Here is a 20,559-nt window from a genome sequence, read left to right on the forward strand (position 1 = left end):
CGTACTGTTTTTATTGCTATTTTTATTGTCCTGTTGATATTTCAGCAGAACACTGTTGCTATTGAAACACTGCGGCAGTGGGATTCAGCAGGGGCCAGACCTCAAAGCCCCGGCCCAGCCTGCTTCGCCGATGCCTGCGAAACCCGGCTCTCCGGTGCCACGCTTTGAGTCAGCCAGACATTACCTCCAATCACCGAGCCCCGGCCGATGGTAATGCGCCCAAGAATGGTGGCACCGGCGTAGATCACCACATCGTCTTCCACGATAGGGTGGCGGGGTTCACCTTTGGTCAGGGCACCGGTCTCGTCTTCATTGAACCGCACCGCCCCCAGCGTCACGTTCTGATAGATGCGCACCCGATCACCCAGAATGGCGGTTTCACCAACCACCACACCGGTGCCGTGGTCGATGAAGAACGAGCGGCCAATAGTGGCACCTGGGTGGATGTCGATGCCTGTGGCGGAGTGAGCCTTCTCAGCAATGATTCGCGCAATCATCGGCAGGCCTGCCCGATAGAATCCGTGGGCGATACGGTGATGGATGATGGCCTCGACCCCGGGATAGGAGATCAACACCTCATCCACGCAAGTAGCTGCGGGATCGCCATGGTAGGCTGCAAGCACATCCTCATCCAGTTGCCGCCGCAGTGCTGGCAGTTGCGACAGCAACTGGCTGACCTGGCCGCTGGCCTGGGCCCTCAGTGCGACCAGATCCTGCTGTCCCCGGTCCAGGTACTGGAGTTCAAGGGTTACCTGGTTGATGAGCTCCCGTTCCACATTACCCAGCATATAGGCCACGAACTGGTCTTCGCGCTCCTTGGTCAGGTCCGGCGGCCCCAGGCGCATCGGAAACAGGATGGCGCACAGCGTATCCACCGTGTGATGAACCGCCTGATGTGATGGCAGCTCGCGGCTGCCCAGATCCAGCTCCCGACCCTGGCGCTCACGCCAGTCATGGCGGGCCGCACGCAGCTCCGCCGTGATTTTGTCAATAAGACGCTTACCCGATGGCAAAAATTCTCTCCTCAAATGGCATGGCTTTGGCTGAGCACCTCCAGCAAGTCATTACGGACCTGCGTAAGCGCCGGGTCACGTCGATCTCTGGGGCGGGCCAAAGCGACATGATTGGCATGGAGTATCCGCCCCGGGTTGCTACCCAGCACAAGGACCCGATCACTCAGATAGGCGGCTTCATCCACGTCGTGGGTGACCACCAGAAGGGTCAGATGATGCACCCGGGCAAGGTGAATCAGCAAGTCCTGAAGCTTGATTCTGGTAAACGCATCTACTGCGCTGAAAGGTTCATCCAGCAGCAGTATGCGCTGAGCGCTCCCCTGCTCTGCCCCGGCATTGCCACCCGGAGCCGGCGCAAACAGTCCCCTTGCGATGGCTGCCCGCTGCGCCATGCCACCAGACAGTTCCTTGGGCAGTTTGTCCGCCGCGTCACCCAGCCCGACCTCTTCCAGCAGCGCCAGAATCCTGGGGCGGTCCGCTTCGGGATGATCGCTGCCAAAACCGACATTCTGGGCAACCGTAAGCCAGGGCAGCAGGCGTGGCTCCTGAAAGACAAAACCGACATTGCCATCCACTTCCTCGCCGTTGTGGAGAAACCGGATCCGGCCCCGGAAGTCGGTATCCAGGCCAGCAACAATTCTCAGCAAGGTACTTTTGCCGCAGCCACTGGGGCCTACCAGCGAGACAATCTCGCCGCTACCGATCTCGAAAGAGACGTTATCGAGCACAAGGCTGTTGCCAAAGCGTTTATTGTGAACAGTCAGTTGCACAATCGGTTCAAGATTCATCAGGCGTTTCCTCGCTGGGTAACCAGGGTGTCACGCCACCCGAGACAACGGCTTTCGGCACGGGTAATCAGGGTATCCGTCAGCTTGCCGAGAACTGCCAGCAGAAGGATAGCGGTAATCACCAGATCCGGGCGGCTGGTTTCCCGCCCATCCGTCAGCAAAAAGCCCAGCCCCTCACTGGCTGCGATCAGCTCAGCGGCAACGACAAACATCCAGGCCAGACTGAGACCGGTGCGCAACCCGGAGAACAGCTCAGGCAAGGCGGAAGGAATCACGATACGGCGAATCAGCGCCAACCGGGACAGCCGGTAGACCGCGCCCAGCTCAATCAGTTTCCGGTCCACATTGTGAATGCCAGACACCAGATTGAGGTACACCGGGAAGAACGCCCCGATGGCAATCAGCACGATCTTCGGGGTTTCGTCGATACCCAGCCATAGCAACAACAGGGGCACCCAGGCCAGAGAGGGAATCGCCCGCAAGCCCTGAAAGGTAGGCTCCAGCAGCCACTCGGTTCGCTTGCTCAGGCCGACCAGCGAGCCCAGTATGACGGCCAGGACAGCACCAATGGAGAAACCGGCGGCAACCCGGGCAATGCTTGCGCCCAAATGCTCCCAGAGCTGTCCCTGGGCCAGGTACCATAGCGTTTGAGCAATATCACTCGGGGGCGGAAAAAGAAAAGCCGACAACCAGCCCAGGCTCACCGCCAGCTCCAGTAACGCAAAGAACGGCACCGGCAACAACAACCCTGCCCACTTCCAGAGCCGGGCCCGATTCCCCGGCGAGGCGACTGCCTCATTCCGGGGGCCGGCAGTTGCCAGCGCTGCGCCCTGTAAAGACTCAGCACCAGACATGGTTATTACCTCTCAGCGACGGTCGTGTCTTTGCGAATCACGCTGGCCGCAAAGGTGGTATCAATCAGACTGGTGATCGCAGATGAGACATCGGCACCCGGGCGAACCAGCCCCTCGGCCGCAAGAATGGGCGCGGCGCCTGTCAGGTCATCAATGTGCTGCTGTGACGGCAGAGGCTGATTGAGGATGGTTCGTTCGGTCAGTTGCAGTCTGGCAACATCCACTGGCAGATTTGCCGCCTCAGCCAGAATCTCGGCGGCTTCATCCGGGTTGTTCAACACCCATTCACGGGCTTGCTCATACACACTGATTACCCGTCGTACGGCTTCCGGATGCTCTTTCAGGAAGGACTCGTTTACATTGAGAAAACCGTAAGTGTTAAAGCTGATGTTTCGATAGATCAAGCGGGCGTTATCCTGCAGTTGCGCCGCTGCCATGTGCGGGTCCAGCCCGGCCCAGGCGTCCACATCACCACGAACCAGCGCCGTTCTGCCATCCGGGTGCTGAAGGTTGATGATGTTAACGTCGCGTTTGGTCAGCCCTTTGCTTTGAAGGGCGCGCAGGAGGAACAGATATGGATCAGTGCCTTTAGTGGCGGCAACTTTCTTACCCTTCAGCCCTTCAATAGAATTGATCGCCGAGCCCTCCGGCACCACCAGTGCGGTCCACTCCGGCTGTGAATAGACGTACACCGTCTTGATAGGCGCACCATTAGCTTTCGCCAATACAGCCGAAAGACCCGCAGTGGAGCCGAAGTGAACACTGCCACTGTTCAGGTATTCGAGGGCCCGGTTACTGCCGAGACTGAGAACCCAGTTAATCTCGGTGCCATCGGATTTGAACTCGTCCTCAAGCCAGCCGAATTTCTTGACCACCAGGCTGGTGGGTGAGTAATAAGCATAATCCACGTTCAGGGTTTTCGGTGTTTCCGCCTGGGCAGACAGGCTGAAAAGAGCGGTCAGGCCTACAGCGAGACCAGCAAACCATTTTTTACGCATGGGTATTCCTCAGAAAGATCAGGTTTTGGTTTTTACCCAGGTCACTTCGAGCGGTCTCGTCAGTTCGGGCTTATTCGGGCATCCAGTCCCGACAACTCTTGCCGGGTCATATTTGGCGCCATCTGGAGCAGGTCATACCCGTCCATCAGCGCAACGTTGGATTCTTGATCATGGCGCGATCCACCCACGAAGACGGCCAGCTCATTCTTCGCCAGTCGCTGCCAGTCATGGCCATCGGTGATCGGCTGGGTGGCCACCATCACCAGCGGCGCGCCTGCGTAGACGGTATCGTCCAACCACTGGTCACAATCCACCAGCCGGGCGCGTCTTGGCTCATCGGATTGCCGGGTCCAGTGGAGATCGGTGCTGCCGTGAGCGAACATCACATCGCCAACGGTGAGCAGAAAATTGAAGGTGCCATGGGCGGAAATGTCCGCAGCAACACGGCGAATTTCTTCCGCGAGGTCATCAAGCTCCGGGCGGGTGTCACCGAAGGTGCTGATGAGCTCTGTCAACAGCAAACCAAAGGCAGCCTCACTGTCGGTTTCACCGTTGGGCCGGAAACGGGCCTCCACTTCTGGTTGGAAGTCATGCAAATCACCGTTATGGGCGAACACCCAGTCATAGTCCCAGAGCTTTCGACTGAAGGGATGGCTGTTGACGAGCTCCACCGGCCCGAAGGTGGCCTTGCGGACATGGGCAATCAGGTTACGTGTCCGGATATCCCGACCCAGGAAAGCCTGAGCCATACGGCAATTGAAGGCACTGGTTTTCTGGACATTCAGGTGATGAGTGCCGTCGGCGTAATAGGCAATGCCCCAGCCATCCTTGTGATCACCAGTACCACCTCCACGGCACAGGAAACCACGCAGAGGCTCCTGCGGGGCAACCGGGCGGGCACTGTTCAAACCGAAGATCTGGCACATGGTTCACTCTGAAGTGATGAATGGTGCCGTCAATACTAGAGAGGTGTAGGAGGAAGATTAACCAATAAAATCTCATATCTTTATCAGAATGCTGGCGGAGCAGGCACGAATGCCTGCTCTGACAATCAGCGGCCGGAAGGGAGTGCCAGTTGCCCAGCCACAACGTCCTCGGTAAGCTCCGGGGCGCACAACTGAATAAACTGGAAGGCATAGTTACGCAGGAGGTTGCCGCGGCGAATGCCGATTCGTGTCTGCTTTTCTTCGAACAGGTGATCGGTATTGAGCAGCTGCAACCCCGAATCCCGGGCCGGGTTGAACGCTACCGATGCAATGATGCCGATACCGAGGCGCAATTCCACGTAGGATTTGATCACATCCGCATCCAGGGCGGTCATGATAATCTCCGGTCTCAGGTTTTCGGTGGCAAACGCCTTCTCAATAGAGGCCCGCCCGGTAAAGCCCTCGTGATAGGTAATGATGGGATACTGTTGAATGTCCTCCAGCGTTAACCGGTCTTTCTGGGCCAGTGGATGCAGTTTGGGCACCACAACACCGTGATGCCAGCGGTGATAGGGGAATGACACCAACTGAGGAATATCGCCCAGTGCCTCGGTGGCCACGCCAATGTCCGCCTCGCCACTGAGCAGCATGCTGACAATCTCATCCGGACTGCCCTGATGCAGGCGCAACCGCACTTTCGGAAACTGCTGTTTGAATCGGCTGACTACCTCGGGCAACGCGTACCTCGCCTGGGTATGGGTGGTGGCAATGGTCAACTCGCCGGAATCCTGCTCCTGGTAGTGCTCGGCCAGGTTTTTGATGTTACGGGCATCCATCAACATGCGCTCCACATAAACCAGCATCTGCTGACCGGGCTCGGTCAGCCCCAATAAACGCTTGCCCTTGCGGACATAGAGCTCAACACCCAGTTCCTCCTCCAGGTCCTTGATGTGCTTTGACACACCGGACTGAGAGGTGAACAGCGCATTGGCTACCTCTGTCAGATTGAAGTTCTGCCGGGCGGTTTCCCGCACGATCCGTAGTTGCTGAAAGTTCACAGACGGCCTTCCCTATTCAACGATGTAACACCTGAGCCAAACTTGCTAACAAGTAATAAAAAACCGGATATCAATGCCATCGAAGTCTAAGGCAGACCAAAAGATAAACCGAATAATATTTACTGCATTACTAAGCGTTTTTTTTCATATAGCGCGCTCGTTAACCTGCATAACATGGCAGAAAAAAGGCCGGATACCTGAGTATCCGGCCAACCGGAGACGTGCCACGATGAGCACACGCAACAACAAAAATTCAGAAATCGCCGCTAGGAAGCCGAAGCCTTCGCAGCCCGGATGTCGAACGCACCACCGGTATGGAAGGCGGAATCGGTAACCGCCTGCTTGCCCGGCAACAACGGAAAAACGAGCTCGGCAAACCGGATGGCTTCCTCAAGGTGGGGATAGCCTGACAGTACAAACGTATCCACGCCGGCGTCCCGGTACTCCAACAGCCGCTTGGCGACGGTTTCCGGGTCGCCCACCAACGCAGTGCCAGCGCCACCTCGCACAAGCCCCACACCGGCCCAGAGATCCGGGCTGATTTCAAGCTTGTCCCGGCGTCCGCCATGCAGGGCCAGCATGCGCTTCTGCCCCACCGAATCCATTTTGGCCAGGTTCTGCTGGGATTGGGCAATGGTTTCGTCGTCCAGGTTCTCGATCAGCTTGTCCGCTTCTGCCCAGGCCTCTTCACGGGTTTCCCGGACAATCACGTGCAGGCGAACACCAAACCGCACGGTACGCCCGTGTTTGGCAGCCTCGGCACGCACACGATCAATCTTCTCGGCCACGGCTTCCGGGGGCTCACCCCAGGTCAGGTAGGCATCCACCTGCTCCCCGGCCAGCTTGATCGCGGCCTCCGAAGAGCCCCCGAAATACAGTGGAGGATAGGGCTTCTGGACCGGTGGAAAGTAATTTTTCGCCCCTTGGATCTTATGGTGCTTGCCGTCGAAATCTACCGTTTCGCCCTGCAGGAGGCGGCGCCAGACCTGCAGGAACTCATCGGCCGACTCGTACCGTTCGTCATGGCTGTAATAGACACCCTCGGCGGCCAGTTCAGCCGAATCCCCCCCAGGTACAACATTGAGCAGCAAGCGACCACCTAGTGCCTCATCCAGCGTTGCAGCTTGCCGAGCGGAGACGGTTGGCCCGGAGATGGAGGTGCGAAGCGCCACCAGCAACTTGATGCGACTGGTCACAGGGGCAAGGCTGGAGGCTACCACCCAGGGGTCCTGGCAACTGGCGCCGGTGGGAATCAGCAGGCCGTCGTAACCCAGGTCTTCAGCGGTCGTTGCGATGCGCTGCATATACCGGTTAGTTGCCGGTCGGCCGCTGCCGGGCTTGCCAAAATAACGGGTATCGCCCGAGGTAGGAAGAAACCAGAAAACATCGAGGGACATGCCACTCTCCTTGAAGGTCGTTGTCATTGACTGATCGCAGATTAACGCTCCCCGCCCCCTTCACAAATCCGATTATCTTCGATCAACATTCCTTTTTGTGGATACAGGCGTCCTGCGTCCGTAAAAGCGGCTTTTCCGATTTTGCGCAAAGCTTTACAGTTTTTTTTGGTTTGGAGCTAGAAGGCCGGTTGATAAAGTCTTGCCTCGCACGAACACTCATCTGCCATGGAATTAATTCATGCTCTGCACAACGCCCCGTCCCCTTGGCAAGGACAACCCCAGGCAATTCCTGCGTTTATTCGTCGACGACCTGGCGAGAATGGGAAGGACCGAATGAGCGCTTTGCAAATCAAACGGCTATACAGCGGCAAACCCATACATACTGGCAACCCCTACCTTGAGGCTTCCATCACTGATATGGGAGCCACCCTGGCACTTCAATGGCTGGGTGAGCCTGTGGTGCAGATTCCGGCGCAGGTCTTGCGCATGCGGTGCCAGTGCGACACCTGCCGGTCGGGAAAGGGTAATCACCCCCACCCTGCCAATCCAACAACCATTGCCCATATCCGGCCATTGGGCCTTAGCGGGCTTAGAATCCGTTTTTCAGACGGCCATGATGCCGCCACCTATGACTGGACTTCACTGGGCGCTTTGTCTGGGTAAATTACCAATCTGCGCGATGCGCCCTGACTCTTCTCGGGTATACTGCGGCTCACCCGTTCTGCACACTTCTCGTAACTGGAGGCTCACCCAATGCCATCGCCACTTCCTGAGACAATTTCGGGGAAATCATCTGCGCACGCGCCGGGCTCAACTCCCCACCACCACGGCCATAACGTTACTTTTTCAGAGGCCGTATCAGTATGGTTACGGGTCGCCCTATTGAGTTTTGGCGGCCCGGCGGGCCAGATTGCCGTGATGCACCGGATTCTGGTGGATGAGAAACGCTGGGTCAGCGAGAGCCGGTTCCTTCACGCTCTCAATTACTGCATGGTGTTGCCGGGGCCGGAAGCACAGCAACTTGCCACCTACCTGGGGTGGCTGCTGCATGGCGTCAAAGGAGGGCTCGTAGCCGGTACGCTGTTCATTCTGCCCGGCTTTATAGCCATTCTGGGGCTGAGCCTGTTGTATGCGGGTTTTCAGGAAACCTCGGTTGTTCAGGCAATATTCTTTGGCATCAAGGCTGCGGTGCTGGCGGTGGTCATCCAGGCCGTGGTTCGCATCGCCCAGCGGGCGCTGAAAAACCGCATCATGGTCACGCTGGCAGCGCTGGCTTTTATTGCCATTTTCTTTTTTGCAGCGCCTTTTCCCCTTGTTATTGCGGCTGCCGCTCTGGTGGGTCTGATCGGCCGCCAGCTGGACCCGAAGCGATTCGTGGTCATCAAGGGCCACACAACCCGGGAGGAGGGTGAGCGCGCCATTGATGCAATGATGACCAATGGCACCGGGCACCATACCCAGGCAAGCCGGGGGCGCACACTGAAGGTACTCGGGATCTGGCTGCCCTTGTGGTTTATTCCCCTGATCGTACTGGCCGTTTCCCTCGGAATGAACGATGTGTTCACTCAGATCGGCCTGTTCTTCAGTAAACTGGCCGTGGTGACCTTCGGGGGCGCTTACTCGGTCCTCGCTTACATGGCCCAGGAAGCCGTGCAGAATCACGGTTGGCTGGCACCGGGTGAAATGCTCGATGGCCTGGGCATGGCGGAATCCACCCCCGGCCCACTGATTCAGGTTGTGCAGTTTGTCGGATTCATGGGCGCCTTCCGGGATCCAGGCACTCTGGACCCCTTTACCGCCGGGCTTCTGGCCTCGGTACTGGCAACCTGGGTGACCTTTGTGCCCTGCTTCCTCTGGATTTTCCTGGGCGCACCTTATGTGGAGAAACTGCGGGGAAATCAGGCCGTCAGCGCAGCGCTTTCTGCTGTTACTGCCGCCGTGGTCGGGGTGATGCTGAACCTGGCAATCTGGTTTGCGGTGCACGTGGCCTTCGCAAAGGTGGATACGTCGCAGGCCTGGGGCATCCATTGGTTATCGCCACAATGGGATAGCGTCCAACTGGCCAGTGTGGTACTTGCACTGGGCGCGTTCATCGCCATTTTCAGGTTCAAAATCGGCATGCTGCCGGTGCTCTTCACCAGCGCCCTGCTGGGCATGCTGTTGCACTGGCTAACAGGAGGCGCTCCCGGCATCTGATCGCCGGGTACACGCCTTGTTAGGGCGCAATCACTGCGTCCTTACTCCTGGCCCGATCATGAATAGGATGTCGGCGTCGGGTAATCGCCGAACAGTTCCCAGCGCCCAAGATCCCTCAGCTTGTAATCAATCGGGTCATGCAGAGTGTGTGTGCGGGCGTTGCGCCAGAACCGGTCATACCCAAACCGGCGGCTGGTGGCGCGGGCACCGGCAATATCAAACAGGCGCGAGCTGATATCCAGCGCCGCATGGTGAGCCGCGACTTTGGCATCGGCAATGGCGATGGCCGTCTCGCCACGGTCCCTGGCGGTAATGGCCGGACCTTTCGGAAAATACCTGTCCACCAGATCGCCAGCGACATCTGCGAGCACCTGCGCAGACCGCAATTTGACCCGCAACTCGCCATAGTGGTGTTGAATGAACGGATCTTCTCCTGAGGATGGCGCGCCAGAGGTGAACCAGGGGTTGGCTTGTTCCAGGGTGTACGTGCGTGCTTCCCGGAACGCACCTTCGGCAATGCCTGCGTACAGGTTCACCAAAACCAGCTGAGCCAGGCAGCTTCTATAGTGCGCGGCTGGCGTCCAGGGGATGCCGGGCTGCAGGAGCACCTCACTGGGTGCCACAATTACCTGGCTGAAGGTCACCGTGCCACTGTCGGTCTGGCGCTGACCAATCGCGTCCCAGTCCCCGTGCACGGTGATACCGTCTCGGATTGTCGGTATCGCCGCGACAACCAGGCTCTGGGTGGGCTCATGCCAGGCCGATGCAGTGAGATAATCCGAGCCACGAGCGCCCGAACAGAAGCCTTTGACACCATCAAAAACAAACCCGCCTCCGGGGTATTCGGTTGCCAGGGTTCGCTTGTCTAGTGGATTCAGCGTATTTCCCCAGAACAGGCGGTTCGCAGCCGTTTGGCCAAGCAAACTATCCACCTGATCCTGACTGCCATAGAGCAGCACGGAACTCACCTGAAGGTGATGAAAAGCAAAGATATGCGCCAGCGCCGAATCGGCACTGGCCAGCTTCCTTATGACCTGATAGATCAGGCTCCAACTCTGGCCGGCACCGCCCTGCGCTTTCGGGATGGACAGCGACAGCAATCCACTCTGCCGGATGCGCTCCTTCTGCTCGGCGGCGTGGCCGCCAGTCTGGTCCCGCTCAACCGCAGTCTCAGCCAGATATCTGGCGATTTCATCGGCCTTCTCTAACCAGGCATCTGCGTCCAGGCGGGCGTCGTCAAACGCTTCAGGGACACTTGAGGGCTGGCTCTGCAGACTCGAGACGGCAGCATTAGAAGGCATGAAAAATCTCCTTTGGATTCGGATTCAGCTCGATATCATCAGAGAAACCCGGCCAACCGACAAACAAGAATACCTGCAATACTTTGCACAAAAACACCTATAAAACCTTATCAAAATCAAACAAATACTTTTCAGAAATACTTGGTTCCGCTGGCCTCCCCTTCCCCCATAGGATCGGCTCAACACACGATTCAGCTCAGGAAGTCCAATGACTAACAGCGGCAAGGAAATACGCGTCAATGCGTTCACCATGAACAGCATCGGCCACATCAACCACGGCCTCTGGACCCACCCCCGGGACCGGTCAACCGAATTCAACTCCCTGGCCTACTGGACGGAGCTCGCCCGGACTCTGGAGCAGGGTTTGTTCGATGGCATGTTCATAGCCGACATTGCCGGCGTCTATGACACCTGGCAAAACTCCGTGGACCTGACCCTGCGAGAGACCGTGCAGTTGCCAGTCAATGACCCGTCCGTCCTCGTGTCTGCCATGGCCGCGGTCACCAGCCACCTGGGCTTCGGCATCACCGCCAACCTGACCTACGAGCCGCCCTATCTTCTGGCCCGGCGATTTTCCACCCTGGACCACCTGAGTAACGGCCGCGTGGGATGGAACATTGTTACTGGCTATCTTGAAAGCGCCGCGCGCGCCATGGGCCTGGAAAAGCAGATCGCCCATGACCGCCGCTACGATCAGGCAGAAGAGTACCTGCAATTGCTTTACAAGCTTTGGGAGGGCTCCTGGGAAAACGGAGCCGTTCTGCGGGATGCGGAACATCGGATCTATACAGACCCCACGAAGGTGCACAAAATCCGGCATGAGGGCGAGTTTTACCGCAGCGAGGGCTACCACCTCAGCGAGCCATCGCCGCAACGGACACCGCTGCTTTATCAAGCGGGTACATCAAGCCGGGGCATTGCCTTCGCGGGCCGCCATGCCGAATGCTCTTTTATCAGCGGCGGCAGCCGTGACAAAACCCGCCAGCAGGTGGATGCGCTCAGATCATCAGCCGCCGCGGCCGGGCGGGACCCGGAAGCCATCAAGCTGTTTGTTGGTCTGAATATTGTGGTGGCCCCCACCGAAGCCGAGGCCCAGGACAAATACCGGGAATACCTCCGCTATGCCAGCCCGGAGGCAGGGATCGCCCATTTCTCCAGCACCACCGGCACCGATTTGTCCCGCTATGGTCTGGACGAGCCCATTCCCTACGCACCAACCCAGGCTATCGACTCGGTCACCCAGCGGTTCCGGGAATCCCGCGTCACCCGCCGCCAACTGCTGGAACAACACGCCCTGGGAGGTCGATACCCGACGCTGGTGGGTGACCCCGTGCAGATTGCCGATGAGCTGATCGCCCTGGTGGATGACACCGGCATTGACGGCATCAACCTCGCGCGCATTGTCACCCCGGAGAGCTACACCGATTTTGCCAACCTGGTGGTTCCGGAGCTGCAGAACCGTGGCCGCTACAAAACCCAATACGCCAGCGGCAGCCTTCGGGAAAAACTGTTCGGCCAGCAAGCTCACCTGCCGGCGACCCACCCTGGCGCTGCCTGGCGATACGGGCAGACCACCCGCAAACACTCACAAAGTGCCTGACCTAACCTTCTGAACAGGAAAACACCATGACCGTAACCCGAACTACCCACAATACCCACTCATCCACGCCCGCTCCCCGACGCCTGCGCACGGGCATTGCCGCCCTGGCGCTGGCCATCAGCCCCCTGGCGATGGCCGCCGATGTCAGCATTGGCGTCGTAGCCAACGGGCTGATTGTGGACTCTGTTTACACCGCCGCCGACCTGGCCGAGAAGCAAGGCCTCGATGTCAAAGTGGTGGAGTTCACCGACTGGGTGATCCCCAACACCGCAGTGATCAACGGCGACGTGGATATCAATTATTTCCAGCACGAGGTGTTCCTGGAAAACGAGGAGAAGACCCGCAACTTCGATCTGGTCCCGCTGGCCTATGGCATGGAAGGTCTGATCGGGGTGTATTCCCTGAAAATCAATTCCTTTGATGAACTGAAGCCGGGCAGTCAGATCGCCGTGGCGGATGATCCGGTGAATCAGGGCCGTGGTCTGAAACTGCTTGAACAAGCGGGGCTGATCACCTTGCCGGACGGGATCGGTATCAAGGCCAGTATTCACGACATTATCGAGAACCCGCGGAACCTGAAATTTGTTGAAGTACCCGGCCCGCAGACACCGAGGTCTCTGGAGGATGTAGCAGCAGCGGTCAGCTACCCCCACTACATCAAGGGCTCCGGCGTTATGGATCCGGCCGATGCCCTGCTGTTCGAGCGGGACAACACTCACAAGTTTGCCCTTCGGTTCGTGGTACATCCGGACAACGTGGACAACCAGCAGATCCGGCAATTTATTCGCATCTATCAGGACTCCCCGGAGGTAAAGCAATCACTGCTTGAGGCCTTTGGAAACGAGACCCTTTACAAACACGCCTGGGAAGACTTCCCGCCGCTCGAGGTGAAGCTATGAATTCGGCACTGTATTTTGAGGGATCCTCTGAGGGGCTGACAGAACTGGCCAATCAGCCAGTTGCGGGCCCCATTACTGAACCCCGTTCTGAGCCGGATCACGCACATGTCGTGATCCGGGATGTCCACAAGACCTACAGCACCGGCACAGTGAAGGTCGAGGCACTGAAAAACATCAACCTGACCATCGGCCGTGGTGAGATTTTCGGCATCATCGGCCGAAGTGGCGCAGGAAAATCCAGCCTGATTCGCACGCTGAACCGGCTGGAAGACGTCACCTCGGGGCAGATTCTTGTGAACAACATTGACGTTGGCTCGCTCAGAGAGCGGGACCTGGTCACCCTGCGGCGCAGGATCGGGATGATTTTCCAGCACTTTAACCTACTGCACTCGAAAACCGTTTTCGAAAACCTCGCATTGGCCATGAAAGCCGCAGGCGTTCGCGATAAGGCGGCGATCCGTCAACGTATTGATGAGTTGCTCGCCCTGGTCGGACTGGAGGGCAAGGCACAGGTTTACCCGAGCCGGCTATCCGGCGGCCAGAAGCAAAGGGTAGGTATTGCCAGGGCGCTGATGCTGAAACCAAAACTGCTGTTGTGCGACGAAGCTACATCGGCGCTCGACCCTGAAACCACGCATTCAATTCTCAGCCTTTTGAAGGATATCCGGGACAAACTGGGTCTGACGATCATCCTGATCACCCACGAAATGTCAGTGATCAGTGAAATCTGCGACCGGGTCGCGGTACTGGAACAGGGCGAGGTGGTGGAAAGCGGGCCGGTCTGGAAAATCTTCAGCCAGCCGCAGCATGAGGCCACTCGCGCCCTTCTGGCCCCTCTCAGAAAGGACCTTCCGGATGCTCTGTTGGCGGATCTGAAGCCGAAACCCGTACACACCGGGTCCCGGGCGGTGGTCCGACTGACTCTGGCCGGCAGTGGACAAAAAGAGCTTCCACTCCACTTGCTGGCCAGCCTGGGCACAGACACCAAACTGCTGCAATCCGACATCGAGTATGTGCAGGGCCATGTCATGGGCCGGCTGCTGGTCAGTTTGCCCACCGAGGACGGAAAACTCCCGGAATCGTTCAGCACCCCTGTTTTTTCAGATACGGAGGTATTGGGTTATGTCACCCCGTCTGCTTGAGGCGCTCTGGCAAGCAACGCTGGATACCTTTTATATGGTCGGCGTATCCGCCGTTATTGTCTGGTTTGCCGGGCTTGCCCTGGCCCTGTTACTGATCACCACAGACCGTGGCGGCATTTTCGAGGCACCCCGAATCAATACGCTGTTTGGCAGTGTGGTCAACGGGTTCCGGGCAACACCTTTTATCGTGCTACTGGTGGCGTTGATACCGCTGACCCGCCTGATTACCGGCACCACCATCGGTGTGTGGGCCGCGATCGTGCCGATCACCATAAGTGCCACCCCGTTTTTCGCCCGGATTGCGGAAGTCAGCCTGCGGGAGGTAGGCGCCGGAGTGATTGAAGCCGCCCAGGCCATCGGCTGCCAGCGCCTGCGGATCATCTTCAGCGTGCTGCTGCCAGAGGCACTGCCCGGCATCATTGGTGGTTTCACCATTACCCTTGTGGCGATGATCAACGCCTCGGCCATGGCTGGCGCGATCGGTGCAGGCGGGCTGGGCGACCTGGCCATCCGTTACGGCTACCAACGCTACAACACCGAGGTGATGGTCGCGGTGATTGTGATCCTGGTGGCGCTGGTGTGTCTGATCCAGTTTGTAGGGGACCGTTATGCGTACCGGCTTCGGCATCGGTAGCCTTAACCCACTGAGGCAGATCCAGCCGGCCGTATCCCGCGCCGTTGATATGAATATCAAAATATCTTGGTTCTATTAACCGTTACCTCTAAGTAGCTTTAGCTTGCCGTCGCAGCGCGGGAACAACCCCGTGTCGGCTATCTACCGAGCGGCAACCGATTCAAGAGGTTCGGGTAATGGATATTGTTTTTCACATCGCCGGTGTCTTCGAGCCCTGGCACATTCTGACCCTGCTGCTGGGTGTGAGCGGGGGGCTGATCCTCGGTGCCACACCCGGGATCAGCCCGACCCTATCGGTGGCACTGCTGATCCCTTTTACTTTCCATATGGGCGCGACCACCAGCCTGATTCTACTCGGTGCGGTCTATGCCGCCAGTATTGCCGGCGGAGCGATTAGCGCCATTCTTATCAATGTGCCGGGGGCGCCCGCGAATATCGCGACCACCTTTGACGGTTACCCGATGTCCCAAAAGGGCCAAAGCGAAAATGCGCTCCGTACCGCGTTCACAAGCACATTGATTGGTGGCGTCGTGGGCATGCTTGTACTGATTTTCCTGGCCCCGGTTTTTGTGAATTTCGCCCTTCAGTTTGGCCCGGCACAAATGTTCTGGGTGGCGGTCCTTGGCATTACCACCATGGCGACTCTCGGTTCCGGATCGCTCCTGAAAGGCATGCTTGCCGGCGCCTTTGGCGTCTGGCTTTCTACCATCGGCATCAGTCCGGCAACCGGCGAGTCTCGTTTTGTATTTGTGGATGCGCTTCAGGGAGGCATTCACGTTGTCGTCGCCTTGATAGCCCTGTTTGCCATTCCCCAGGTATTTACGCTTCTGGAATCATCCTCCTCCCAATACGCCCAGACAACCGGCGCATCAGAGGCACCCAAACTCTGGCAAGTCATCGGCAGGACTGTGAAAGAGCGCACCGCGCTGACTGTTGGCGCCATCAGCGGCGTCATTATTGGCATTATCCCCGGCGCGGGTGGACAGGTGGCCAGCATTATCGGCTATGACCAGACGCGAAAACTGAGCAAAAACAATGAGGGCTTTGGCACCGGCGACGTGCGTGGCGTGATCGGTTCGGAGACAGCCAACAGTGCCATGGTCGGGCCCTCATTGATTCCACTTCTGAGCCTGGGGCTGCCGGGCAGTCCTACCTGTGCTGTCCTGCTTGGTGGCCTGCTGATACATGGCATCTTTCCAGGGCCACAACTGTTTGCCACCAGCGGCGACATCATCTGGGTGTTCCTGGGCGCGCTGTTGCTGGGACAGGTAGCCATATTCGGACTGGGCCTGTGGCTGGCCCGTGCCGGGCATTTTATTGCCCGGGTGCCAAATTACTATCTCGCCGCGGGGATCCTGCTGCTGTCAGTTGTCGGCACTTACAGTATTCAACACAACACGGGCGATGTGCTGATCATGGCCATTCTCGGGCTGCTGATGTTTCTGGCGATGAAGGTCGGTTTTGAGCCCGCGCCGGTCGTTCTCGGCGTAGTGCTCGGGCCCATTGCCGAACAAAATTTTCAGATGGGGAGGACAATCAGCACTGCCCTGGATGGCCCTCTGGCGTATTTCACCTCGGGACCACTGACTCTCAGTTTGATGGCCCTTTGCGCTGCGTCGATTGGATACGGCGCTATCTCCCAGTGGCGGAATAAGTCGGTCGTGCCCCGCACAGTTCAGGAGGGCGCGTGATGTCGATTGAACGCCGAGTAGCGCTGATTGCACTTATTCTGTCGGCCCTGATCCTCTGGGCGGCACTCGCTCCTTTGAACCGCAGCGTCTACCTGTTCCCGATTTTCTGGGCGAGCTTCATGGTGGTGCTTTCGATAGTGCTGCTCTGGCGTACCTTTCCAGCAAACAGGCACAGCGACTCTGAAAGACCGGGTGCCGGAACGCTTCCTATGTCACAAGCGATACTGCGCCTTGCGCCAGCCATCGGTGTGTTCGTGTCTTATCTTTTCCTGATGGCCAACCTCGGCTTCTATGTCAGCGCCTGGCTTGCCTTTGTTGCTCTGGCTTGCTGGTACGGTCCCCGTCCCGTGCGCTTCGCAGGTCTGCTCACCCACGGAGCTATTGGCGCCGTGTTTGCGACCACACTTTACCTGCTATTCAGCTATTTGCTTGCTGTCCAACCACTGGGTGGATGGCTTTTCTGACGTTTGAATCCAACACGACCCAAAAGAGAGTAATGCTATGAAACTCACCAAAACCCGACTGTATCGTGGCTTGATCCTGGCCGCCAGCCTGGCACTGGGTAGCGCCTCCACCGGAGCCTTTGCCGAAACCTATCCAACCAAGCCCATCAGCGCCGCAGTTGCCTATGGCCCGGGTGGGGCGACGGACTTTCAGGCGCGTATCGCCACCATTCCGGCGGAAAGCGTGCTCGGCCAGCCCATTGTGATCATCAACCGGCCCGGCGCCGGCGGACGGGTTGGTTGGAACTGGGCAGTAGACCGCGGAACCAGGGATGGCTATACCCTGGTGGTCTATAACCTTCCGCACATGATCGCCCAGTGGACCCAGGACCCGAGCCTGAGCTATAACGCCGATAATATCGTGCCCCTGGCCAACTGGGGCGCTGATCCCGCCGTGCTGATTGTTCCCAGGACCAGTCCCTTCCAGTCCATTGGCGATGTGGTTGAATTTGCCCGTAACAATCCCGGTAAACTCACCGTCTCCGGTGCCGGGCTGTATACAGGCCATCACATTGCCGCGCTCCAGTTCGAGGAAGCCGCCGGCGTGGATATCAACTTCCTCCCTGCTGAGCAGGGCGGCGTACAGGCCCTTCAGTTCGTCGTTGGCGGGCAGGTAAATGCGGGGTTCAATAACCTTTCAGACGCGTGGCGCAACCGGGACTCAGTCCGAATACTGGGGGTTGCGGCCAATACCCGTGTTGAAGAATTTCTGCCCGAAGTTCCAACGTTCAAGGAAGCGGGTCTCGACATCGATGACACCAGCACCAATCTGAGAGGGATTGCCGTAGTGAAAGGTGTGCCTGAGGCTGTTCAGGACTACCTTGCTGAGCGGCTCCCCGAGGTTTTCAGCAATCCCAAGGTTCTGAGCAAACTCAAGGACTCAGGATCGCCTTCACTGGTTCTTGATCGCGGGGAGACAGAAGCCCTCTTTAAAGCCCGCACACAGGCAATCCAGGAACTGCTGAAAGACCTCGAGTCGTAATGCCATGACCAGATCAGCTGTTGTTGACCGTGAAACCTACTGCGAGCCCGAAGAGGTTCGTGAGGCCTGGCGGAACGGCCAGGAAATTGCCTTGCTGGACGTACGGGATGAGGGGCCATTCTCCCGTGCCCACCCGCTGTTCGCAGTTTCGGCACCGCTGAATCACCTGGAGGTTCTGGTGGGAAGGCTGGTACCCCGTAAAACTACGCCAGTGGTGGTTTACGACAGCGGCGAGGGTTTCGCGGAACAGGCCCGCGGCCGACTGCAAAGCTGGGGCTACACCAATGTGCGGTTATTGCTTGGTGGTCTGGCAAACTGGGCTGAACGCGGAGAGGTGTACCGGGATGTAAATTCTGCCTCCAAGGCCTTTGGTGAATGGGTCGAAGCCCACAGCCACACCCCCTCAATCAGTGCCGAGACGTTTCATCAGCGCCGAAAGAATGGCGAATTGTTTGTGCTGCTGGACGCCAGGCCCTGGCACGAGTACCAGGTCATGACCATTCCGGGCAGCATCAACTGCCCGGGGGCGGAACTGGTCCGGCGTGTCAAAGCCGTCGTGAAAGATACCAGTACCCCGGTGGTGGTCAACTGCGCCGGCCGGACACGCAGCCTGATAGGTGCCCAGTCGCTGATTAACGCCGGACTCGAAAATCCGGTGTTTGCCCTGCGCAATGGCACCATCGGCTGGCTGCTGGCGGGCCTGGAACTGGAACACGGTGCAGATCGGTCTGCACCGGAGCCAGGCGATGCTGGACGGGATTGGGCACTGGAAGCTTCCAGCCGCCTGGGCAATCGGTTTGGGTTTCAAACCATTACTTCATGGCAACTGGCGGAAATACGGAAACACGCCGACCGGAAGACCTGCTTTTTCCTCGATGTAAGAACCCGTGAAGAGTATTTGTCCGGGCACCTGGAAGGTTTCGAACATGCTCCCGGCGGTCAACTGGTTCAGGCCCCCGATGACTACCTGGGTGTCAGGAACGCCAGCCTGGTGCTTGCCGATGACGATGGTATCAGGGCGACAATGACTGCCTCATGGCTCTGGCAAATGGGGTGGCGCCATATCCACATCGTCAAAATGGAGGATGTCAGTGAGCCTCTTGTCTCAACTCCGAACGAGAGCTGGCAGCCAGAGAAACCCGATGTTCCGTTATTGAATACAACGGAACTTCGTCGGCTGATCGATCGGGACCAGGTCACGGTGCTGGATGTCAGTCGGAGCGATCGGTACCGGCGGGCACATATCCCTGACGCAATCCATGCCCTTCGATCAGACTTCAAAGGCCCTCTGCACGACATTGCAAGCCGAAAAAAGCTGGTTCTGACCTCAGAGGATGGACGACTGGCAGCCTTTGCGGCGGCAGAGCTCGGAAATCACCTCGGGGAGCCGGTTGCGGCCCTTGCCGGCGGCAACCGTGAGTGGCTTGAATCAGGACAGCCGGTATCAACAGATGCACGGTTTCTCTCTCCGCCGGATGACGTCTATCGACGACCCTACGAAGGCACTGGCCATGACCAGAGCGCCATGCAGGGGTACATCGACTGGGAACTGGAGCTCGTGGCCCAGTTAAAACGGGACGCGGTCAGTAATTTTGCAACGCAACTACCGGCCAGCGCTGAATGAACTCCTATACGAACTGCATCAACTGCAAGAGGTCCATCGCATATGGCACTAGATAAGCCCAACGGGGCCCCTCAGATCATTGTCGAGCCCTTCAGGGCGGCCCTGGGCGCAGATATCTCGGGCGTGGATCTGTCACAGGCCCAGGAAACCCGGACCAGCGACGCGATAAGACAGGCACTCGAAGACCATCTGGTGCTGCGTTTCCGGGAACAGTCCCTGAGTGATCCGGCGCTGATCCGTTTCAGCCAACTGTTCGGCGAGTTGCAACCTGCGCCGCCGACGGAACATTCAGAAACCGGTCACCTGAAGCAATACCCCGAGATTTTCGTTATTTCGAATATCGTTGAAGATGGCATTCCATTGGGCACACTCGGCAACGGCGAGGCAGAATGGCACACCGACATGTCTTATCTGGAAATAACGCCAGGGCCGACCATTCTCCACGCACTCGAAGTCACCCGCACCGGTGGACGAACCTCCCTGTGTAACATGTACAAGGCATACGAAGCCCTCCCTGTGGAACTCAAGCGGAAAATCGTAAGCCTTACCTGCAAGCACGATTCTTCCTACACCAGCGCCGGCGATCTGCGCCGAGGTGCCCGTGAGGTCGAACGCCCGGACACCGCTCCGGGCGCGGTACACCCCCTCGTTCGGATCCACCCCGGCACTGGCCGGCGGGCCCTTTTCCTCGGCCGCCGAAGCAACGCCTATATCCCCGGTTTATCCCTGGAGGAGAGTGAGACGTTGCTGGAAACCCTGTGGAGTTACGCCACACGCCCCGAGCATGTCTGGACGCAGGACTGGCAGGTTGGCGATGTCCTGATCTGGGACAATCGCTGGACCATGCACTGCCGCGAATCGTTCGATGAGCTCGATCGCCGCCTGATGCATCGAACCCAGGTAGCCGGGGAACGCCCTCTGGGTCTTACCGACATCACTCACTGAAGGAGTTT

The 20,559-nt window shown here is 58.2% G+C and carries 19 protein-coding genes; 11 read left to right on the plus strand and 8 right to left on the minus strand.

Annotated elements, in window-relative coordinates:
• Window positions 1–101 precede the first annotated feature (101 nt).
• The 7 genes from epsC to ssuD all read right to left on the minus strand — a co-directional run bounded on the left by epsC (window position 102) and on the right by ssuD (window position 7,034).
• Window positions 102–1,013, minus strand: a complete 912-nt coding sequence (gene epsC / locus ABIE59_RS02685; protein WP_354443986.1) for a serine O-acetyltransferase EpsC — start codon at window positions 1,011–1,013, stop codon at window positions 102–104.
• Between the two features lie 11 nt (window positions 1,014–1,024).
• The gene (locus tag ABIE59_RS02690; RefSeq protein WP_354443988.1) at window positions 1,025–1,801 is read right to left on the minus strand and encodes an ABC transporter ATP-binding protein; all 777 of its coding nucleotides are present in this window, start codon (window positions 1,799–1,801) and stop codon (window positions 1,025–1,027) included.
• A complete protein-coding gene (locus tag ABIE59_RS02695; protein WP_354443990.1) occupies window positions 1,801–2,655 on the minus strand; it encodes an ABC transporter permease in 855 nt (284 codons plus the stop codon). Before ABIE59_RS02695 ends, ABIE59_RS02690 begins: the two co-directional genes overlap by 1 nt.
• Window positions 2,656–2,660: 5 nt before the next feature.
• On the minus strand, window positions 2,661–3,653 hold the full coding sequence (locus ABIE59_RS02700) for an aliphatic sulfonate ABC transporter substrate-binding protein (protein WP_354443992.1): 993 nt from the start codon (window positions 3,651–3,653) through the stop codon (window positions 2,661–2,663).
• A gap of 59 nt (window positions 3,654–3,712) precedes the next feature.
• The gene (locus tag ABIE59_RS02705) at window positions 3,713–4,579 is read right to left on the minus strand and encodes a class II glutamine amidotransferase (protein WP_354443994.1); all 867 of its coding nucleotides are present in this window, start codon (window positions 4,577–4,579) and stop codon (window positions 3,713–3,715) included.
• Window positions 4,580–4,704: 125 nt separating this feature from the next.
• The gene (locus ABIE59_RS02710; RefSeq protein ID WP_354443996.1) at window positions 4,705–5,637 is read right to left on the minus strand and encodes a CysB family HTH-type transcriptional regulator; all 933 of its coding nucleotides are present in this window, start codon (window positions 5,635–5,637) and stop codon (window positions 4,705–4,707) included.
• Window positions 5,638–5,903: 266 nt separating this feature from the next.
• Window positions 5,904–7,034, minus strand: coding sequence for an FMNH2-dependent alkanesulfonate monooxygenase (gene ssuD / locus ABIE59_RS02715; protein WP_354443998.1), 1,131 nt, complete (start codon window positions 7,032–7,034; stop codon window positions 5,904–5,906).
• Between the two features lie 333 nt (window positions 7,035–7,367).
• Here ssuD and ABIE59_RS02720 point away from each other — a divergent pair, with 333 nt between their 5' ends.
• Window positions 7,368–7,697 carry a gamma-butyrobetaine hydroxylase-like domain-containing protein gene (locus ABIE59_RS02720; protein ID WP_354444000.1) on the plus strand — a complete coding sequence of 110 codons (330 nt, stop codon included), beginning with the start codon at window positions 7,368–7,370 and terminating at the stop codon, window positions 7,695–7,697.
• Between the two features lie 114 nt (window positions 7,698–7,811).
• Window positions 7,812–9,230, plus strand: a complete 1,419-nt coding sequence (chrA, locus tag ABIE59_RS02725) for a chromate efflux transporter (RefSeq protein ID WP_502915326.1) — start codon at window positions 7,812–7,814, stop codon at window positions 9,228–9,230.
• A 56-nt stretch (window positions 9,231–9,286) separates the two neighbouring features.
• On the opposite strand, the gene ABIE59_RS02730 is transcribed toward chrA, so the two are convergent.
• Window positions 9,287–10,531 carry an acyl-CoA dehydrogenase family protein gene (locus ABIE59_RS02730; RefSeq protein WP_354444004.1) on the minus strand — a complete coding sequence of 415 codons (1,245 nt, stop codon included), beginning with the start codon at window positions 10,529–10,531 and terminating at the stop codon, window positions 9,287–9,289.
• A 208-nt stretch (window positions 10,532–10,739) separates the two neighbouring features.
• On the opposite strand from ABIE59_RS02730, the gene ABIE59_RS02735 reads away from it, so the two are divergent.
• From ABIE59_RS02735 to ABIE59_RS02775, 9 genes are all read left to right on the plus strand, one after another.
• Window positions 10,740–12,131, plus strand: a complete 1,392-nt coding sequence (locus ABIE59_RS02735; RefSeq protein ID WP_354444006.1) for an LLM class flavin-dependent oxidoreductase — start codon at window positions 10,740–10,742, stop codon at window positions 12,129–12,131.
• Window positions 12,132–12,157: 26 nt separating this feature from the next.
• Entirely contained in the window at window positions 12,158–13,030 is an 873-nt protein-coding gene (locus ABIE59_RS02740; protein WP_354444008.1) for a MetQ/NlpA family ABC transporter substrate-binding protein, read from the plus strand.
• Entirely contained in the window at window positions 13,027–14,172 is a 1,146-nt protein-coding gene (locus ABIE59_RS02745) for a methionine ABC transporter ATP-binding protein (RefSeq protein WP_354444010.1), read from the plus strand. Before ABIE59_RS02740 ends, ABIE59_RS02745 begins: the two co-directional genes overlap by 4 nt.
• Window positions 14,153–14,806: a methionine ABC transporter permease gene (locus ABIE59_RS02750; protein ID WP_354444012.1), complete on the plus strand. Its 654-nt coding sequence runs from the start codon at window positions 14,153–14,155 to the stop codon at window positions 14,804–14,806. The genes ABIE59_RS02745 and ABIE59_RS02750 overlap by 20 nt, the downstream gene beginning before the upstream one ends.
• Before the next feature lie 176 nt (window positions 14,807–14,982).
• Window positions 14,983–16,497, plus strand: coding sequence for a tripartite tricarboxylate transporter permease (locus ABIE59_RS02755; protein ID WP_354444014.1), 1,515 nt, complete (start codon window positions 14,983–14,985; stop codon window positions 16,495–16,497).
• Complete coding sequence (locus ABIE59_RS02760; RefSeq protein ID WP_354444016.1) at window positions 16,497–16,961, plus strand: tripartite tricarboxylate transporter TctB family protein; 465 nt, start codon at window positions 16,497–16,499, stop codon at window positions 16,959–16,961. Before ABIE59_RS02755 ends, ABIE59_RS02760 begins: the two co-directional genes overlap by 1 nt.
• Window positions 16,962–16,998: 37 nt before the next feature.
• On the plus strand, window positions 16,999–17,982 hold the full coding sequence (locus ABIE59_RS02765; RefSeq protein ID WP_354444018.1) for a Bug family tripartite tricarboxylate transporter substrate binding protein: 984 nt from the start codon (window positions 16,999–17,001) through the stop codon (window positions 17,980–17,982).
• A gap of 4 nt (window positions 17,983–17,986) precedes the next feature.
• A complete protein-coding gene (locus ABIE59_RS02770) occupies window positions 17,987–19,606 on the plus strand; it encodes a rhodanese-like domain-containing protein (protein WP_354444020.1) in 1,620 nt (539 codons plus the stop codon).
• A 42-nt stretch (window positions 19,607–19,648) separates the two neighbouring features.
• The gene (locus ABIE59_RS02775; RefSeq protein ID WP_354444022.1) at window positions 19,649–20,551 is read left to right on the plus strand and encodes a TauD/TfdA dioxygenase family protein; all 903 of its coding nucleotides are present in this window, start codon (window positions 19,649–19,651) and stop codon (window positions 20,549–20,551) included.
• The last annotated feature ends 8 nt before the right edge of the window (window positions 20,552–20,559 follow it).

Source organism: Marinobacter sp. MBR-99 (genome assembly GCF_040547575.1).
Taxonomy (GTDB): domain Bacteria; phylum Pseudomonadota; class Gammaproteobacteria; order Pseudomonadales; family Oleiphilaceae; genus Marinobacter.

Excerpts from the sequence above, each read along its gene's own strand:
- ABIE59_RS02700 (WP_354443992.1), bottom strand. The coding sequence starts at position 3,653 with ATGCGTAAAAAATGGTTTGCTGGTCTCGCTGTAGGCCTGACCGCTCTT.
- ssuD (WP_354443998.1), bottom strand. The coding sequence starts at position 7,034 with ATGTCCCTCGATGTTTTCTGGTTTCTTCCTACCTCGGGCGATACCCGT.
- ABIE59_RS02760 (WP_354444016.1), top strand. The coding sequence starts at position 16,497 with ATGTCGATTGAACGCCGAGTAGCGCTGATTGCACTTATTCTGTCGGCC.
- ABIE59_RS02770 (WP_354444020.1), top strand. The coding sequence starts at position 17,987 with ATGACCAGATCAGCTGTTGTTGACCGTGAAACCTACTGCGAGCCCGAA.
- ABIE59_RS02690 (WP_354443988.1), bottom strand. The coding sequence starts at position 1,801 with ATGAATCTTGAACCGATTGTGCAACTGACTGTTCACAATAAACGCTTT.
- ABIE59_RS02730 (WP_354444004.1), bottom strand. The coding sequence starts at position 10,531 with ATGCCTTCTAATGCTGCCGTCTCGAGTCTGCAGAGCCAGCCCTCAAGT.
- ABIE59_RS02740 (WP_354444008.1), top strand. The coding sequence starts at position 12,158 with ATGACCGTAACCCGAACTACCCACAATACCCACTCATCCACGCCCGCT.
- ABIE59_RS02765 (WP_354444018.1), top strand. The coding sequence starts at position 16,999 with ATGAAACTCACCAAAACCCGACTGTATCGTGGCTTGATCCTGGCCGCC.
- ABIE59_RS02755 (WP_354444014.1), top strand. The coding sequence starts at position 14,983 with ATGGATATTGTTTTTCACATCGCCGGTGTCTTCGAGCCCTGGCACATT.
- ABIE59_RS02735 (WP_354444006.1), top strand. The coding sequence starts at position 10,740 with ATGACTAACAGCGGCAAGGAAATACGCGTCAATGCGTTCACCATGAAC.
- ABIE59_RS02720 (WP_354444000.1), top strand. The coding sequence starts at position 7,368 with ATGAGCGCTTTGCAAATCAAACGGCTATACAGCGGCAAACCCATACAT.
- ABIE59_RS02775 (WP_354444022.1), top strand. The coding sequence starts at position 19,649 with ATGGCACTAGATAAGCCCAACGGGGCCCCTCAGATCATTGTCGAGCCC.
- ABIE59_RS02745 (WP_354444010.1), top strand. The coding sequence starts at position 13,027 with ATGAATTCGGCACTGTATTTTGAGGGATCCTCTGAGGGGCTGACAGAA.
- ABIE59_RS02705 (WP_354443994.1), bottom strand. The coding sequence starts at position 4,579 with ATGTGCCAGATCTTCGGTTTGAACAGTGCCCGCCCGGTTGCCCCGCAG.
- ABIE59_RS02695 (WP_354443990.1), bottom strand. The coding sequence starts at position 2,655 with ATGTCTGGTGCTGAGTCTTTACAGGGCGCAGCGCTGGCAACTGCCGGC.
- ABIE59_RS02750 (WP_354444012.1), top strand. The coding sequence starts at position 14,153 with ATGTCACCCCGTCTGCTTGAGGCGCTCTGGCAAGCAACGCTGGATACC.